Genomic DNA, 16,055 nt, shown 5'->3' on the forward strand with positions numbered 1-16,055 from the left:
ACAAACGGGAGGGGATGACTAGGAGACGTTACCCGATCTGCCGCTCGCCCTCCTGCCAGTAGAGCTTGCGCAATTCCTTCTTGAGCACCTTGCCCGAAGGGTTGCGCGGCAGTTCGTCGACGAAATCCACGCTCTTGGGGCATTTGAACCCCGCGATCTGCGTGCGCGCGAAGGCGATGAGATCGTCGGCGCTGACGCCCTCGCCCGCGTGCAGCACGACGATCGCCTTCACCGCCTCGCCCCAGCGCGCATCGGGCACGCCGATCACCGCGCAGTCACGCACCGCGGGGTGGTGGTGCAGCGCGTTCTCGACCTCGGCGGGATAGATATTCTCTCCCCCTGAAACGATCATGTCCTTCACCCGGTCGTAGAGGTACAGATAGCCGTCTTCGTCGCGATAGGCCGCGTCGCCGGTGCGGTACCAGCCCTGGACAAAGGCGCTGGCATTGGCCTCGGGCAGATTGTGATAGCCCGCCATCACCAGCGGCGCGCGCACCCAGACCTCGCCGACCTCGCCCGGCGCGCGGTCCTGCCCGTCCTCGCCGACGATGCGCAATTCGACATCGGGAAAGGGCTTGCCGCAGCCCTTCATCCGGGGCGTGCCCGCGACATCATGGTCCTCGGGCGGCAGATAGACGATCGTCCCGCTGGTCTCGGTCGCGCCGTACATCTGCACGAACTGCGCGTTGGGGAACATCTGCATCGACCGGCTGAGCACGTCGAGCGGGATCGGCGAGGCCCCATAAGGCAGCACGCGCATCGAGGAAAAGTCCGCATCCACCGCATCGGGATGGTTGAGGATCATGTTGAGCACGGCGGGCACCGCGAACATCTTGGTGATGCCATGGCGCTGCACCGTGGCGATGATCGCGGCGACCTCGGGCTGGGCCAGGATGACACCGGTACCGCCGCCGTTCAGCGTCTGCATCACCCAGGCGGTGCCGCCGATATGGAAGAGCGGCATCGCCACCAGCGACACGTCGCTCGGCCACCAGGCCGCCCAGTCCTCGCCGATCTTGCGGCCCTGGCTGAGCGATGCGGTGAGGCTGCCGTGCGTGAGCAATGCCCCCTTGGGATGGCCGGTGGTGCCCGAGGTGTAGAGCTGCACCGCGACGTCCGCCGGTTCCAGCGCTGCGACGCTGTCATCCGGCGCAAAGCCCTGTACCCAGGCGCGAAAAGCGGGCCGTCCCTCGAATTCGCCATCGCTAAGCAGGATCGTCTCGAGCCCGGCCTCGGCGCGCACCGCCAGCGCATTGTCCAGCACCGCCGATTGCGTCAGCAGGAGGCGCGCGCCCGCGTCCTGGACGATATAGGCGATCTCGCGCGGGACCAGCCGCCAGTTGACCGCCACCGTCACCGCGCCGATGCGCAGCGCCGCGATCAGCAGGATGACATAGTCGACATGGTTGAGGCCGAGAAACGCCACCCGGTCGCCCTTGCCGATGCCGCTGGCCTTGAGCGCGGCGACGCAGCGGCAGGTCAGATTGTGCAGCTCCGAATAGCTCAGGCCTGCATCGCCCTGGATCAGTGCGGTCTTGTCCGGGGTCGTGGCCGCGCCACGCGCCACCATGTCGGCGATCATGCTCATCGCGTCAGCGTGCCATCGCCTGGGCGTAGAGATCGCCATCGGCGGGGTAGAAATTGCAGTGGAATCCGCTCGGCACGCGGAACGGCACGTGCACCCGCGCGATCGGGCCCGAGGCGATGTCGAGCGCGTGGAAGATCGCAAGCTCGCTGCCCGGCGCATTAGCGCGGTGGACCAGCGTCATCGCATAGCCGTCGGCTTCGCCCTCCGGCCCCGTCTTGGCCCCGAGGCGCGGCGCGAAGATCAGTTCGCCGGCAGCTGAACCCTTTCCGAAATGATAGATGTCCTCCGCGCCGGTTTGCGTATCGAAACGAAGCACCGCATCTAGCCCCTCGGCCCGGGCATCACGCGATTCGAGGTTGATATTGGCAAAGGCCTGGCGCGTCCGCCGCGTCATCAGCCGGTCGTCGGGACGCGGGAATTGCAGGTCGCGCTCGTTGATCACCTCCTCGCGCAGCATGTCGGTGTTCGCCTGGAGGTCGAACGTCCAGCGGCGCAGGCTCTGGCGCGTGCCGGCATGCGTCGCGCGCACCCCGGTCTCGTCGGGGAACAATGCGGTGCCGTTGGCGGCGGCGACATCAGCGATGATCCTGCCATCCTCTTCCCAGACATTGAGTTCGTGGAACATGTGGCGCGGCTCGTATTCGAACCAGCGCACGTCACTGGCACTGCCCCGGCGCGGCATCACCGCGAGCTTCGACGGGCGATCGTTGACCCAGGCGGTCATCGGCCCGCCGCGCATGAAGCGGCCGAGATCGGTGTCGATCGGCAGTACCGGAAACACCACCCAGTTCTCGGTGACGAAGAACGTGTGCATCAGGCTCATGTGGGGCACGGGAATGATCTCACTGTGCGTCAGCGCCCCGGTGCGGTCGATAATGTCATAGCGGATTTCCGCCGCGCCCATCGGCCCGTTGATCATCGCACCGATATTGATCAGCTCGCCGGTGGCATGGTCCAGCTTGGGATGCGCGGAAAAGGTCGTGGAGATCGTCCCACCATAATGCTCCTCGCCGATGGTGCTGAGGTCGCGCGGATGCATCTCCACCGGCGGCGCGCCTTCCATCAGCGCGAGCAGCTTGCCGCCATGCACGATAATGTTGGTGTTCGCGGTATTGTAACGCCTGCCCTGCACCGAGGGATCGGCGGTCATCGGATTGCCGAACACCCCGAACAGCCGCTCCCCCGCTGCCCGTTCCAGCTCGAACTTCTCGGTCCGGACCCAGCGGTTGCGCATCGCGACGCGGCCATTCTCGATAAAGAAGCCATAGACCATGCCGTCGCCGTCGAACCAGTGATATTCGTCGCCGCGCGTCGGGTGCAGCGGTTCGGGCCCGTTGCGGTAGAAGACCCCGGCCAGATCATCGGGAATCTCGCCCTCGATCACCAGATCGGGCGCATCGGCCTCGAAGCGGTTCGGGGCATGGTGCCCGTGCAGGAACGGATGCGGGGGAAAGGGCTTGGCCATGTCTAAGCTTTTGCGATCCCGTTGGGCGTTGCAAGGAAAGGCCCGCCGCCCCGATGCAAAGGACGGCGGGCCAGCAAGAGGCTATCAGAATTCCAGCATCAGTTCCGCGCCGAATTGCCGCGGCGGGCGGACACCGGCAAAGGCGAACAGGCCTGCCACCGGCAACGTGCTCGAAAGCCCGCGATTGTCGAGAATATTGCGACCGAACACGCTAAACGTCGCCTGCGCGCCGCCGAAATCGTGCTTGTACGACAGGGTCGAATCGAGGATCTCGCGCTCCGAGGCTTCGCAGCGGCGGTCGTTGGTAATGATGCCCTGCGCCTGCAGCGCGGGATCGGCGACGATGCAGGTCGTGTACTTGTCGACATAGCGGAAGATGGTGCTCCAGCGGACCTCGCCATCGCCCATGGGCCGGGTGTAATCGAACCCGGCCGACCAAGCATATTTGGGCGCACGCCGCAGGTCGAGATCGGACACGTCCACGCCGCCGCGCACGAAATTCTGGTAGTTGGCATCCAGATACGTCGCGGAGAAGTTGAACGCCAGGTCGTCCGAAGGCAGCGCGACGATCTCGAGCTCGACACCCTTGATCCGCGCCGAAGCGGCGTTCTCGACGATAGTTTCCTGCGCCTGGATCGCGTTGAAGGGCGCTTGCGTCGCGCGCACCAGCTCTTCCTGCTTGTCCGAATAATCGGTCTGGAAGATCGCGATATTGGTGCGCAACCGGCGGTCGAGCCAGTCCGCCTTCAGGCCGATTTCATAGGCATCGACGATTTCGGGCTGATAGGGGCCGATCGCGGTCGGCGTCGCGGCGCGACCGTTGAAGCCACCCGAGCGGAAGCCGCGCGAATAGCTGGCATAGACCAGCTGTCCGCCATCGAACTGATAGTCGAGGCTGGCACGATAGGTGAATTCGCCGAAATCTTCCGAACCGCGGCAATTGGCGGCGACGATACCGGCAAAACCGACCGGGCAGGCGCCGGTGGGGCTGAGCGCGAAATTGGTTACCAGCGCCTTTTCATCCTTGGTGTAGCGGCCGCCGACGCCAAAGGTCAGATTGTCCGAGAGCTTGAACCGCGCATCGGCAAAACCGGCATAGGATTTGGAGTCGCCGACCGAAAGCTGGAAGGCGCTGGCACCGGGGCCCAGAAAGCCGAAGAACGAGGTCTGGCGCAGCGTGTACTGGCTGTCGAAATAATAGGCGCCCAGCACGATATCCATCCAGTCGGTGACGTCACCGGCAAAGCGGATTTCCTGGCTGAACTGCTCGTAGCGCTGGATGCGCAGCGTATCGAAGAAGTTGATCGACGCCGAGTCGAAATCCTGCCGCACGCTTTCGTTGTTCTTGCGCCAGCCGGTGACGGAGGTGAGCGTGAAATCCCCAAGCTCGATGTTGATCGTGCCGCTAATCGCATCGGTCTTGTTGCGCACCGGGGTCTGGATGTTGCCGAACACCTGATAGAGCAGCTTGCTGTTGGTGGGCGTGCGGTTGCACTGGTTGTTCGGGATCTGGAAGGCGCGGACCAAGCCGACGCCCGGCACCGGCACCTGAAGACAGATCAGGTCGCGGTCGTTCGAGACGCTCGCAGTCGCGACTTCGCCATCTTCCTCCATATGCTCATAGGTGATCACCGCCTCGATATCGTCGGTCGGCGTGATCAGCGCGGTGACGCCTGCGGTCCACACCTCATATTCGTTGGTGCGCCGGTTGCCCTGCGTCACGTTGCGCAGATAGCCGTCGGTATTGTCGTAGAAGAAGAAGCCCTTGAACGCGAGAAAGTCGCCGATCATCGGGGTGTTGACGACCAGTCGGCCGCGCACGGTGTTATATTCGGCATAGCCGATCGAGGCACGCACGCCCCATTCGCCGGTCGGCTTGCTGCGCCGTACGTTGATCACGCCACCGATGGTGTTGCGGCCGAACAGGGTGCCCTGCGGTCCGCGCAGGATCTCGATCGATTCGAGGTCGAACGCGTCGAGCAGCTGGCCGGTATTGGTGCCGATGAACACATCATCGACCACCACGCCGACCGCCGGGTCGAACGATTTTTCGATATCCTCGAAGCTGATGCCGCGGATCGCGATCGCGGCAGCCGAAGGGCCGGCATTGACCGGATCGACAACCAGCCCGGGAACGCGCCCGGCAAAGTCGCGCAGATCGTCCACCGCGCCGGTCGCGAGCGCCTGGGAATCGATGGCGGACACGGCGACCGGGACTGCCTGGAGCGATTCCTCGCGGCGCTGCGCGGTGACGACGATGGTGCGAAGGCCCCCCTCCTCCGCCTGCTCGGCGCTGGCCGCCTGATCGGAGGCCTCCTGCGCCATGGCCGCCTGGGGCGCCGCGAGCATCGCGAGCCCCAATGCGAAGGTTGATGCCGACAGATAGGTGGACACCCTCATCACAAACCTCCCCTCAATGCTGCGGCCTTTCTGGCCCACACCTTTTCCTATGCTGCGCGAAAATGATCCGGGGCCGACAATGCCTCAAGTGTCAAAAGTGACAGTCGCGGACCCTACGGCAAGCTTTAGGGTAGCGAGCATGAGGCCGGGCTTCCGGCCCTATGCTGCGCCCTGTCGCGCGGCCCGCACGCCTGTGTCCAAGGGAGGTTCGATCATGCCCGTCCAGCGCAGCTTCTGCCGGTTCTGCCACGCCAATTGCGCGATCCTGGTCGAGACCGAGGGGGACCGCGTCGTGCGCGTGTCGGGCGATGCCGAGGACCCGGTGTTCGGCGGCTATACCTGCATCAAGGGTCGCCAATTGCCCGAAGCGCACCATCATCCCGAGCGCCTGCTGTCCTCGCAGAAGAAAGGCGCACATGGCTTCGAGCCGATCGCCACCCAGACAGCGCTCGACGAGATTGCCGCCCGGCTGAAGCCGCTGATCGAGGAGCATGGGCCGGACAGCGTCGCCATTTATGCGGGCACCTACAGCTTCCAGAACAGCGCCGGGGTAGCCTCGGCCATGGCCTTTGCGCAGGGGCTGGGCACCCGGCATTTCTACACCAGCGTCACGCTCGACCAGCCCGCGAAAGTCTATACCGCCGCGCAATATGGCAGCTGGTCGGGCGGCGGGCATGTGTTCGGCGAGGCCGATGTCGCCTTTTTCATCGGCAACAATCCGATCGTCTCGCATTACGGCCCGCCGGGCGGCCTTCCGCCCTTCTCGCCCTCGCGCCGGTTGCGCGATGCCATAGCAAATGGCCTCAAGCTCATCGTCGCCGATCCGCGCGAGAGCGATGTCGCGGCGCTCGCGCATATCCATCTGCCGGTGAAGCCCGGCGAGGACCCGGCATTGCTGGCGGGCATGATCCACGTCATCCTGGAGGAACGGCTGTACGACGAGGCGTTCGTGCAAGCGCATGTCGATGGCCTTGCCGAGCTCAAGCAAGCCGTGTCGGGATTTTCGCCCGCCGTCGCCGCCGCGCGTGCCGGTGTCAGCGAGGCCGATCTGGTGGCCGCCGCGCGGATGTTTGCGGGCGGCACCAAAGGTTCGGCCAGCACCGGCACGGGTCCGGAAATGGCGGGCAACGGCACGCTGACGCAATATCTGGTGAGCAGCCTCAACATATTGTGCGGGCGCTTCTGCCGCGAGGGAGAGAAGAGCTCGATCCCGCGCATCTTCACGCCGGTCACGCCGCGCCGCGCGCAGGTCAATCCGCCGATGAAGCTCTGGGGCGAGGGCTATCCTGCCTCGCGCTTCCGGGGCCTGACGCACCTGATGTTCGAAATGCCGTGCAACGTGCTGGCGGACGAGATCCTCACCCCCGGGCCCGGCCAGATCAGGGCGCTGATCTCGATCGGCGGCAACCCGATGCTCGCCTTTCCCGATCAGGACAAGATGGCGCGCGCGATAGAGGCGCTCGACCTGTTCGTCAGCGTCGATATCCGCAGCCAGGGCGTATCCGCGCGGCGGTCGGACTATATCCTAGCGCCGCTGATGAGCCTCGAGCGCGACGACATCTCGTCGCTGTCCGAATGGTGGTACGAGATACCTTACGCCCGCTATACCGAGGCGATCCTGCCGCGCCCAGGCGACCTGCTCGACGAATACGAGATGCTCTGGGGGCTGGCGAAACGGCTCGGCACCGGGCTACCGCTGGCGGGCGGGCCGTGCCCGATGGATGCTTGCCCCGACAAGGAGGCGTTTCTCGACCTTGCCGTTGCCGGCTGCGTCGTGCCACCCAGCCAGGTGCATGCCGACAGCCCCGACGGCCGCCCGGTCATCTATCATGACAAGCATCCGATCGTCGAACCGGCGGAAGCGGGGCACGAGGCGCGGTTCGATCTGGCGGCGGGCGCGATGCCGCAGCAGCTGGTCCGCTATGGCAGGGAGGATTCGGCGGCGCAGGGCTATCCCTTCCGGCTGATCTCGCGCCGCAGCCGCCACCGGTTCAACTCGACCGGCGGGCATCTTTCCGCGCTCAAGGCCAAGCGCACCACCAACCCGGCGCATATCCATCCCGACGATATGGCAGGGCTGGGCGTGGCCGATGGCGAGATGATCCGCATCGCCTCGCCACACGGCGAGGTGCATGCGCTGGCCAAGGCATCGGCTTCGCTGCGCCGAGGCGTCATCTCGATGGCGCATGGCTATGGCGACCCCGATTACGGGCCGGACGAGGTGCCGCAGCGCGGGGGCTCGACCAACCGCCTGGTCAGCGAGACATCGGGCTATGACCCGATTACCGGCCAGGCGCTGCAAAGCGCGATCCCGGTCAAGGTGCTGCGTGGTTGACGCGGCATCCTTTCAAATCCTCCCCCGGCGGGGGAGGTGGCAGCCCGCAGGGCTGACGGAGGGGAAGCGGTATGCCAGTTTCGTCTCGACAGAAGCACGACCACGCCTCCCCTCCACCGCTACGCGGTCCCCCTCCCCGTCCCGGGGAGGATTGCAGTTGAGGCAGTTTCGGGACATCACAAGGACGATGACTTTCACGCCCCTGACTCCCACCGATATTGCACCCGGCACCAGCCGCTTTGTGCAGCATGAGGGTGCAGCATTCCTGATCGTGCGCGACGCCGATGGCGCGCTCCACGCGCTTGACGGGCTGTGCAGCCATGCGCTGCTGCCGCTGGAGGGCGCACGCGTGCGGCGCGGGCATGTGCTCTGCCCGCACCATGGCGCACGCTTCGAGATCGCCACGGGCGCCGCGAAAGGGCCGCCCGCCCATTGCGGCATAAGAACCTGGCCGGTGCGGGAGAGAGACGGGATGATCGAACTGGATAGCGACGCATGACATTCGATGTGAAGGACAAGGTGGTGCTGATCACCGGCGCAGCCTCGGGCATCGGCGCGGCGACCGCGCGGCTCGCGGCGGCGCGCGGGGCGAAAGTGATCGCGACCGATATGGACGGCGAGCGCATCCAGGGCGTCGCCGCCGATTGCCAGTGCATCGGGCTGAAGCACGACGTTACCTCGAGCGACGACTGGGACAATGCGATCACCGCCGCGGTGCATCACCATGGGCGGCTCGACGCGCTGGTCAGCAATGCGGGGATCGTCAATTACGAGCCGATCATCGATCTCGACCTCGCGCGTTTCCGCAAACTCAACCAGGTACATGTTGAAGGCAGCTTCATCGGCCTGCAAAAGGCGGTGGCGCAGATGCGCGCGCAGGCGTGCGGGACGCCTGCGACGGGCAGCATCGTGCTCACGGCGTCGGTCATGGCCAATTGCGCGGCACCTGCGATTTCCGCCTATGCGGTCGCCAAGGCGGCGATGGCCAACATGGCGCGCGCAGTCGGCGTGGAACTGGGCCGCAAGGGCGACATGATCCGCGTCAACGCGCTCTGCCCCGGCCCCACCCGCACCCCATTGCTCGAAGGCGCGATGCCACCGGGCGCGCTCGACGATCCCGCGCACTGGACCGACGTGCCGCTCGGCGTGCCGCAGGAGCCCGAGGACATGGCCGAGAGCATCCTGTTCCTGATCAGCGAGGAGAGTTCGTTCATGACCGCGACGCAGATGGTGGTCGACGGCGGATGGAGTCTGACGTGATGCTGGCAGCAGGCATGAACCCAGATCCGTTTGTCCCGAGCGTGTCGAGGGACGCATGCGAGACGTTGGCGATCACGTCCCTCGACTTCCCGGCGGAGCCGGGAAGTTCATCCCGAGCGGCTGGCTTGCCTGCCAGCCGAGGGGCTCGGGACAAACGGAGGTGGCTTGTTGTGCGTCATATTCAAGCGGAGACCGACGCATGACCCGCACCGCCATCGTCACCGGCGCGACCTCGGGAATCGGGCGTGCCACTGCGCTCCGCCTGGCCAAGGCGGGCTTTCACATTATCGCCACCGGACGCAATGCGCAGCGCGGCGCGGAGACCGTGCGCCAGGTCGAGGCGGCGGGCGGCACGGCCGAGTTCCACAGCTTCGACGTGACATCGGAAAGCGACTGGTCCGCGTTCGCCGACACGGTGACCGCCAAACACACATCCGTCGACGCGCTGATCAATTCCGCCGGATCGTTCTTCACCAGGCCGCTGCCCGAGACCACGCTCGAGGATTTCCGCGAGCTGTGGACCGCCGATGTCGAAAGCGTGGTGCTGGGCACCAAATACGGCTTTCGCATGATGCGCGAAACCAGGAGCGCCGGCGCGATCGTCAACATCTCCTCGCTCGCCGGGCTGATCGGGCTCGAGGATTGCGCCGCCTATTGCGCGGCCAAGGCGGCGGTGACGCATTTCAGCCGGGTCGCCGCATTGGAAGGTGCGCAGATGGACCCCAAGATCCGCGTCAATTCGCTCAACCCCGGCGTGATCTATACCGAGATGATCACCGGCGCCTATGGCGACAATGATGCGGTGAAGGCGTTCGTGATGGACGGCAACGCGTTGCAGCGCGTCGGCACGGCAGAGGACATCGCCAGCGCAGCCACCTTCCTCGCTTGCTCCGCCTCGCGCATGGTCACCGGCACCGCGATGCTGGTCGATGGCGGGCGCGGCGCGGACTGAATTTCCTCATCTTCCTGCATTCTCACGGAGACGCATTTCCATGACCAGCAACCGCCAGTTCATCCTCAAGCGCCGCCCCAATGGCACGCCGGTGGCCGACGACTTCGCGCTCGAAACCAGCGCGCTGCCCGTGCTGGAAGAGGGCCAGTTCCTGATACGCAACCATTATGCCTCGCTCGATCCGGCGCAGCGCGGCTGGATGTCCGATGCGGACAGCTACATGCCGCCGATCCCGCTCGGTGCGCCGGTGCGCGCGACCACCATCGGCGTGGTCGAGGAAAGCCGCGCGGAAGGTTTCACCAAGGGCCAATGGGTGATGGGGCTGAACGCGATCGAGGACTATTCGGTCGGCACTTTGGGCGGGTTCACCCAGCCGATCGATCCGCACGCGGTGCCGCAGGTGACCAACTATCTCTCGCTGTTCGGCGCGGTCGGAATGACCGCCTATTTCGGCTTTCTCGACGTGTGCGAACCCAAGCCGGGCGATGTCGTGCTGGTCAGCGGGGCCGCCGGAGCCGTCGGATCGCTGGTCGGGCAGATCGCCAAGATCCTGGGCTGCACCGCGATCGGCATCGCGGGCGGCGCGGAAAAATGCGCGCGGCTGACCGATCGCTATGGGTTCGATCATGCCATCGACTATCGCGGCAAGGATGTGAGCGCGCTCGATGCCGCGATCCGCGCGGTCGCGCCCGATGGTGTCGATGTGATCTTCGAGAATGTCGGCGGCGATATTCTCGATGCGGGCCTCATGAACCTCAAGCACGGCGCGCGCATCGGCCTGTGCGGGCTGATCAGCGAGTATAACGCGCCAGAGCCTGTCGGCGCGCGCAACCTGTGGCAGCTGATCGTGCACCGGGCTTCGATCCGGGGCCTGCTCGTCGCCGATTATGTCGCGCGCTTTGCCGAGGGCGGCGCGAAGATGGGCGAATGGGCTGCCGCCGGAAAGCTGATCGTCGATGAGCATGTCGACGAGGGGCTGGACAATGCGCTGCCCGCCTTCCTGCGGCTGTTCGAGGGGTCGAACCAGGGCAAGATGATCCTGAAGATCGCCTGAGCGTGCGGCACCTGCTGGTCCTGTCGGGCGGCCATCCCTATGAGGCCGAGCCGTTCGCGGCGCTGCTCGCCAGTCTGCACGGATGGCAGGTCGAGCATCTGGTCCATCCCGAGGCCGAGGCACTGGTCGCCGATGGCGCGGCGGAGCAGGCCGATGCGCTGCTGTTCTACGACATGCCCGGCTTCACCTTTGCCGACGGGACGGTGGCGACGCGTCCCCCCTCCGCCGGGTTCGTTGCGGCGATCAAGGCGCATTTCGCGCGCGGCAGGGGCGCGGTCGCGCTGCACCATGCGCTGGCCGGATGGGCGGACTGGCCCGAATGGGCGGAGATGCTGGGCGGCAAGTTCCTCTATCGGCGCGAGACGCTGCGCGGGCGCGAATGCCTCGATTCGGGCTATCGGCACGATGTCGATTATGACGCGGTGGTGCTGGCGGACCATCCCGTCACGCGCGGCCTGCCCGCCCGTTTCGCGATGTGCGACGAGCTCTATCTCGCCGAGATTTTCGCCGAAGACGTCACCCCGCTGATCGCGGCAGATCATGAATTTGCTGCGCACAATTTCCATTCCGCCGCGCATGCCGTGGCGGGGCGGATGTTCGACAATTCGGACTGGCCGCATGCGCCGGGTCACAATTTGGTGGCATGGGCGAAGCCGGTCGCGGCGGGGCAGCTGGTCTATCTGCAGTTCGGCGACGGGCGAGACGCCTATGGCAATCCGCACGTGCGGCAATTGCTGGCCAACGCCCTGGATTACGTTACATGAGAGCATATTGGGGAGAGGCACGGACATGAGCAGGCTCAAGGGACGCAAGGCGCTGGTAACGGGGGCTGCATCGGGAATCGGCGCGGCGACGGTGGCACGGCTGCTCGCCGATGGCGCGACGGTGCTCGCCTGCGACATCAGCGGCGAGGGCATGGCGGGCACGTTCAACCATGTCGCCAACCTTGCCGATCCGCAGGCGATCGCGCTGCTCGCCGCCGCAGCGGAAAGCCAGCTCGGCGGGCTCGACATCCTGGTCAACAATGCAGGCGTCTGCCCGGTGGGCACGCTCGAAGACCTGACCGACGATCAGTGGCAGTTCGGGCTGGACGTGAACCTGCTCGCGCCCGCGCGGCTGGCCAAGGCGTGCCTTTCGCTGCTCAAGGCCTCCTCCGCCGGCCGGGTCATCAACACCGGATCGATCCTGTCGCGCTATGGCGATGCGGGGCTCGGCGCCTATGCCGCGTCCAAGCACGCCATCCTGGGCTTCACCCGCTCGCTGGCGATGGAGCTCGGCCCCTATGGCGTCACGGTCAATTGCGTGCAGCCCGGCTGCATCGTCACCGGCATGACGCGCGGCATGCTGGAGAATGGCGCGGCGGCAGAATATTATCGCGAGAAATCGGCGCTCAAGCGATTGGGCCAGCCCGAGGACATTGCCGATGTCATCGCGTTCCTCGCCAGCGACGACGCGCGCTTCATCACCGGCCAGGGCATCATCGCCGATGGCGGCGTGATGACGCACAGCTGAGCGGAACAGCGGCCGTCAGCCCTTGTCGAAATGGCTGACGACATCGCGGCTGGCGTGGAGGATGTTGGCTATCTCCACGCTCTCGTCGCCATATCGGAAAAAGATGATATACCCATGGGCGGCGACGCTGCGCAGCCCAGGTGCCAAGTCGCTGCGATCCGATCCCAGCGTTCCGGGTAGTGAAGCCAGATGTGAGCACCTGGCGCGCAGTTTCTCGACAAAGCGCAGTCCCGTAGGCAGATGGCGGGACTCCAGGGTGATATACCTGAGTATCTCGACGAGATCGTCTGTCGCAGCGTCAAGATAGATAAGTACCCGCACCTAATATCCTTGTGCCTTGAGCTCCTGCGCTACTGTTTCCAGGCGCCGATCCACATCATCATCCGTGTTCTCGCCACCGCGTGCAAGCGAAGTTTCGATCGTCTCGCGCAGCGCCGCCAGCTTCGTCTCGCGCTCTTCGACCAGGCGCAGGCCTTCGCGGATCACTTCGCTCGCCGAGGCATAGCGCCCGGTCTTGAGCAGCGCCTCGACATAGCCTTCCCAGCGTTCGCCGATCGATACGTTCATCGCGGTCATTCCTTCCATTACCGACCCACGGTCTATCACGATAACACAAATTGCGCAATTTTGGTTATTGCCGCTTGCACGCCCTGCCCTAGCATTTTCGCGTATCGCGGCCTGACGCCGCAGCGGGCTATGACGGTTTCATGGCAAATCAGCACCATGGGAGCAGGGCATGACGGTGGCGGCGGAGCAGAAGAGCTTTTTCCATCCCGATGTGCTGACCAGCCCCTTCGCCTTCTATCAGGAGCATCTGGCGACCGAGCCGGTCTATCACGACAAGGCAACCGGCCTGTATCTGGTGCTGAGCCACAAGCTCGTCAGCGAGGCGACATCGCGGACGGACGAGTTCTCGAACAATTTCCAGACGGTGCTTTCGGGCGCGCGGTCCGAGGACTCCGAGGTCAAGGCGATCCTGGACGAGGGCTGGCCGCAGGTCGATACGCTGCTGACCGCCGATCCGCCGGTGCACACGCGCTTTCGCAAGCTGGTCAACCTCGCCTTTTCCGCCCCGCGCGTGAACAAGCTGGAGGCACATATCCGCGAGATCGCACGCGATCTGATCGAGCAGATGCTGGAGAAGGACGAGATCGAGTTCGTCCGCGATTTCGCCATGCCGCTGCCGATCCGGATGATCTCCGAACAGCTCGGCCTGACGCACGAGGAGCCTGAAACGATCAAGCGCTGGACCGATGCCTTTGTCGACCGGCTGGGCGGCATGGTCCCCAAGGAGCGCGAGCTGCAATGCGCGCGCGAGGTGGTCGAGTTCCAGCACGCGATCAAGGCGCAGATGGACCTGCGCCGCGCCAACCCGACCGACGATCTGCTGTCCGACCTTGTCCATGCAGAGGTCGATGGCGAGCGGCCGCTCGACGATGGCGAGCTGCTCTCGATCGTGCAGCAGCTGCTGGTCGCGGGCAACGAGACGACCACCGCGACGCTCGCCGAGGGCATCATCCTGCTCGCCCGCAATCCGGATGAGCTGGCCAAGGCCAAGGCCGACCCGAAGATCATCCCCAATATGGTCGAGGAAATGCTGCGGCTGGCCAGCGCATCGTCGGGCATCTGGCGGGTGATGAAGGCGGATGCCGAGCTGGGCGGCGTGACCCTGCCCAAGGGCGCAATGGTGATGATGCGCTATGCTGCGGCCAACCGCGACCCCGAACGCTATGAAGATCCGGACCGTTTCCTCGCCGATCGCGCCAATGCGCGCACCCATCTCGCCTTCGGGCGCGGCATCCATATGTGCGTGGGCAACATGCTCAGCCGCAAGGAAATGACCGTGGCGTTCGAGGAGCTGCTGCCGCGCATTTCGGGCATTACGCTGACCGACGAAGCGGCCATCGCCTATCCTCCCAACATGATGCTGCGCGGCCCGGTATCCGTGCCCGTCCGTTTCGAGCAGCGCGCATGAATTTCGATTATGACGAGAGCCAGCTGCTGTATCGCGCCTCGGTCGAGCGGTTTCTCGAGAGCAGCGACATTGCCGCGCGCAAGGCGCAGCGCGCGGCGCCCGGCGGTATCGACCGTGCGCGCTGGCAGGCCATGGCCGAACTGGGCCTGGCCGCGATGGCGCTGGCCGAGGACAAGGGCGGGCTGGGCAGCAGCCTGCTCGATCTGGTCGCGGTGGGCGAAAGCTTCGGCCAGCGCATCTCTTCGGACAACTGGCTGGAAAACGCGGTTCTGCCGATGCTGCTGGCAGGATCGGGCCTTGCCCAGGGGCATGCGCTGAATGATGCGCTCGCCTCGGGCGAGGCGATTGCGGCGCTGGCGCTGTTCGAGCCCGAGGGGCGGCATGCCACGCTGCCGCGCAGCACGACCGCCAAGGCCAATGCCGGCGGCTTCGTGCTGCAGGGCGAAAAAACATTTGTGCTGGGTGGCATGGCAGCGGACTGGCTGCTGGTGAGCGCCGCGACTGAGAGCGGACCCGCGCTGTTCCTGGTCGCCGCCGATGCGCCCGGCTTGCACCGCCGCAGCTATCGCGTGGTCGATGGCAATGAGGCAGCGGAAGTGCGACTGCTGGGCTGCGAGGTCCCGGCCGAGGCACGGCTGGCGCTCGATTGGGAGGAAGTCGAGGCCGCGCTCGCCACCGCAAGGTTGGTTGCAGCGGCCGAAATGGCAGGCCTCGCCCAGCGGTTGTTTGACGACACGCTGAACTATGTCCGCCAGCGCGAGCAGTTCGGCCAGCCGATCGGGCGTTTCCAGGCGATCCAGCACCGCATGGTCGAAGCCTATGCGCGCGTCGATCAGGCCAGGAGCGCGCTGATCGCGGCGGTGACCTCCGGAGCGCCGCAGGACATTGCGGGGATGAAGGCGGTGGTCGCGGAAGCCGCGCTGGCCATCGGGCGCGAGGCGGTGCAGCTGCACGGCGGCATGGGCACCACCGACGAGCTCGAGATCGGCCATGCGCACAAGCGCGTTCTGCTGCTGTCGCAATGGCTGGGCGATCCGGCGAGCGGGCTCGATGCCTATGCGCAGGTCGCGATAAGGGATGCAGCGTGAGCGGCGCGCTTCCGGTCGCCGAGGGTCTGTGGACCGACGAGGCCGAGCCGCGCCTGATCGGCGGTCGCCATGCGCAGACCGGCGAGATCGTCTTCCCGATGCCCGGGGGCGATGCTGCGCAGCATTATGTGCCGGTACCGCTCTCTCGCACCGGCACATTGTGGTCGTGGACCAGCCAGGATTTCCGCCCGAAGTCGCCGCCTTATGCGGGGCCGGAGGACTTCGTGCCCTTCCTGCTCGGCTATGTCGAGCTTCCCGGCGAGGTGATTGTCGAGACGCGGATCGAGGGCGCGGCGCTGAGCGACCTGAGCCTCGGCATGCCGATGGAGCTGGTGCTGACCGAGTTCGCACCGGGGCGCACGACTTTTGCGTTCAGGCCAATTCGATGATGCGCCCCCCTCCGTTTTTCCCGAGCGTGTCGAGGGA

The 16,055-nt window shown here is 65.6% G+C and carries 15 protein-coding genes; 10 read left to right on the top strand and 5 right to left on the bottom strand.

Annotated elements, in window-relative coordinates; translation table 11 throughout:
• Positions 1–28: 28 nt before the first annotated feature.
• The 3 genes from FG486_RS17340 to FG486_RS17350 form a co-directional block, all read right to left on the bottom strand.
• Complete coding sequence (locus FG486_RS17340) at positions 29–1,588, bottom strand: long-chain-fatty-acid--CoA ligase (RefSeq protein WP_181268489.1); 1,560 nt, start codon at positions 1,586–1,588, stop codon at positions 29–31.
• A 4-nt stretch (positions 1,589–1,592) separates the two neighbouring features.
• Positions 1,593–3,053 carry a carotenoid oxygenase family protein gene (locus FG486_RS17345; RefSeq protein ID WP_181268490.1) on the bottom strand — a complete coding sequence of 487 codons (1,461 nt, stop codon included), beginning with the start codon at positions 3,051–3,053 and terminating at the stop codon, positions 1,593–1,595.
• Between the two features lie 84 nt (positions 3,054–3,137).
• Positions 3,138–5,453, bottom strand: a complete 2,316-nt coding sequence (locus tag FG486_RS17350; protein WP_181268491.1) for a TonB-dependent receptor — start codon at positions 5,451–5,453, stop codon at positions 3,138–3,140.
• 214 nt (positions 5,454–5,667) lie between these two features.
• On the opposite strand from FG486_RS17350, the gene FG486_RS17355 reads away from it, so the two are divergent.
• The 7 genes from FG486_RS17355 (at position 5,668) to FG486_RS17385 (ending at position 12,566) form a co-directional block, all read left to right on the top strand.
• Complete coding sequence (locus FG486_RS17355; protein WP_181268492.1) at positions 5,668–7,788, top strand: molybdopterin-containing oxidoreductase family protein; 2,121 nt, start codon at positions 5,668–5,670, stop codon at positions 7,786–7,788.
• A gap of 187 nt (positions 7,789–7,975) precedes the next feature.
• Positions 7,976–8,287, top strand: coding sequence for a Rieske (2Fe-2S) protein (locus tag FG486_RS17360; protein ID WP_066275921.1), 312 nt, complete (start codon positions 7,976–7,978; stop codon positions 8,285–8,287).
• The gene (locus FG486_RS17365; RefSeq protein WP_181268493.1) at positions 8,284–9,048 is read left to right on the top strand and encodes an SDR family NAD(P)-dependent oxidoreductase; all 765 of its coding nucleotides are present in this window, start codon (positions 8,284–8,286) and stop codon (positions 9,046–9,048) included. The genes FG486_RS17360 and FG486_RS17365 overlap by 4 nt, the downstream gene beginning before the upstream one ends.
• Positions 9,049–9,247: 199 nt before the next feature.
• The gene (locus tag FG486_RS17370) at positions 9,248–10,000 is read left to right on the top strand and encodes an SDR family NAD(P)-dependent oxidoreductase (RefSeq protein WP_181268494.1); all 753 of its coding nucleotides are present in this window, start codon (positions 9,248–9,250) and stop codon (positions 9,998–10,000) included.
• 40 nt (positions 10,001–10,040) lie between these two features.
• The gene (locus tag FG486_RS17375; RefSeq protein WP_181268495.1) at positions 10,041–11,054 is read left to right on the top strand and encodes an NADP-dependent oxidoreductase; all 1,014 of its coding nucleotides are present in this window, start codon (positions 10,041–10,043) and stop codon (positions 11,052–11,054) included.
• 2 nt (positions 11,055–11,056) lie between these two features.
• Positions 11,057–11,818 (top strand): ThuA domain-containing protein, encoded by a 762-nt coding sequence (locus tag FG486_RS17380; protein WP_206678413.1) that lies wholly within the window; start codon positions 11,057–11,059, stop codon positions 11,816–11,818.
• Positions 11,819–11,843: 25 nt separating this feature from the next.
• On the top strand, positions 11,844–12,566 hold the full coding sequence (locus tag FG486_RS17385; RefSeq protein ID WP_066275939.1) for an SDR family NAD(P)-dependent oxidoreductase: 723 nt from the start codon (positions 11,844–11,846) through the stop codon (positions 12,564–12,566).
• A gap of 15 nt (positions 12,567–12,581) precedes the next feature.
• Here the strand turns inward: FG486_RS17385 and FG486_RS17390 are convergent, their stop codons facing one another.
• Positions 12,582–12,887, bottom strand: a complete 306-nt coding sequence (locus FG486_RS17390; RefSeq protein WP_181268496.1) for a type II toxin-antitoxin system RelE/ParE family toxin — start codon at positions 12,885–12,887, stop codon at positions 12,582–12,584.
• On the bottom strand, positions 12,888–13,133 hold the full coding sequence (locus FG486_RS17395) for a type II toxin-antitoxin system ParD family antitoxin (RefSeq protein ID WP_181268497.1): 246 nt from the start codon (positions 13,131–13,133) through the stop codon (positions 12,888–12,890).
• Positions 13,134–13,302: 169 nt separating this feature from the next.
• On the opposite strand from FG486_RS17395, the gene FG486_RS17400 reads away from it, so the two are divergent.
• Genes FG486_RS17400 through FG486_RS17410 form a run of 3 tightly spaced genes read left to right on the top strand, consistent with a single transcriptional unit; the run spans position 13,303 to position 16,018 of the window.
• A complete protein-coding gene (locus tag FG486_RS17400) occupies positions 13,303–14,541 on the top strand; it encodes a cytochrome P450 (protein ID WP_181268498.1) in 1,239 nt (412 codons plus the stop codon).
• Entirely contained in the window at positions 14,538–15,629 is a 1,092-nt protein-coding gene (locus tag FG486_RS17405; RefSeq protein WP_181268499.1) for an acyl-CoA dehydrogenase family protein, read from the top strand. The genes FG486_RS17400 and FG486_RS17405 overlap by 4 nt, the downstream gene beginning before the upstream one ends.
• Entirely contained in the window at positions 15,626–16,018 is a 393-nt protein-coding gene (locus tag FG486_RS17410; protein WP_338401636.1) for a Zn-ribbon domain-containing OB-fold protein, read from the top strand. The genes FG486_RS17405 and FG486_RS17410 overlap by 4 nt, the downstream gene beginning before the upstream one ends.
• Positions 16,019–16,055: the final 37 nt, after the last annotated feature.

Origin of the sequence: Blastomonas ursincola (genome assembly GCF_013607875.1) — a bacterium.
GTDB classification, from domain to species: domain Bacteria; phylum Pseudomonadota; class Alphaproteobacteria; order Sphingomonadales; family Sphingomonadaceae; genus Blastomonas; species Blastomonas ursincola.

What these genes read in the sequence shown, in the direction of transcription:
- FG486_RS17405 (WP_181268499.1), top strand. Translation starts at nt 14,538, where the DNA reads ATGAATTTCGATTATGACGAGAGCCAGCTGCTGTATCGCGCCTCGGTC.
- FG486_RS17345 (WP_181268490.1), bottom strand. Translation starts at nt 3,053, where the DNA reads ATGGCCAAGCCCTTTCCCCCGCATCCGTTCCTGCACGGGCACCATGCC.
- FG486_RS17395 (WP_181268497.1), bottom strand. Translation starts at nt 13,133, where the DNA reads ATGAACGTATCGATCGGCGAACGCTGGGAAGGCTATGTCGAGGCGCTG.
- FG486_RS17375 (WP_181268495.1), top strand. Translation starts at nt 10,041, where the DNA reads ATGACCAGCAACCGCCAGTTCATCCTCAAGCGCCGCCCCAATGGCACG.
- FG486_RS17355 (WP_181268492.1), top strand. Translation starts at nt 5,668, where the DNA reads ATGCCCGTCCAGCGCAGCTTCTGCCGGTTCTGCCACGCCAATTGCGCG.
- FG486_RS17365 (WP_181268493.1), top strand. Translation starts at nt 8,284, where the DNA reads ATGACATTCGATGTGAAGGACAAGGTGGTGCTGATCACCGGCGCAGCC.
- FG486_RS17385 (WP_066275939.1), top strand. Translation starts at nt 11,844, where the DNA reads ATGAGCAGGCTCAAGGGACGCAAGGCGCTGGTAACGGGGGCTGCATCG.
- FG486_RS17360 (WP_066275921.1), top strand. Translation starts at nt 7,976, where the DNA reads ATGACTTTCACGCCCCTGACTCCCACCGATATTGCACCCGGCACCAGC.
- FG486_RS17400 (WP_181268498.1), top strand. Translation starts at nt 13,303, where the DNA reads ATGACGGTGGCGGCGGAGCAGAAGAGCTTTTTCCATCCCGATGTGCTG.
- FG486_RS17350 (WP_181268491.1), bottom strand. Translation starts at nt 5,453, where the DNA reads ATGAGGGTGTCCACCTATCTGTCGGCATCAACCTTCGCATTGGGGCTC.
- FG486_RS17340 (WP_181268489.1), bottom strand. Translation starts at nt 1,588, where the DNA reads ATGAGCATGATCGCCGACATGGTGGCGCGTGGCGCGGCCACGACCCCG.
- FG486_RS17370 (WP_181268494.1), top strand. Translation starts at nt 9,248, where the DNA reads ATGACCCGCACCGCCATCGTCACCGGCGCGACCTCGGGAATCGGGCGT.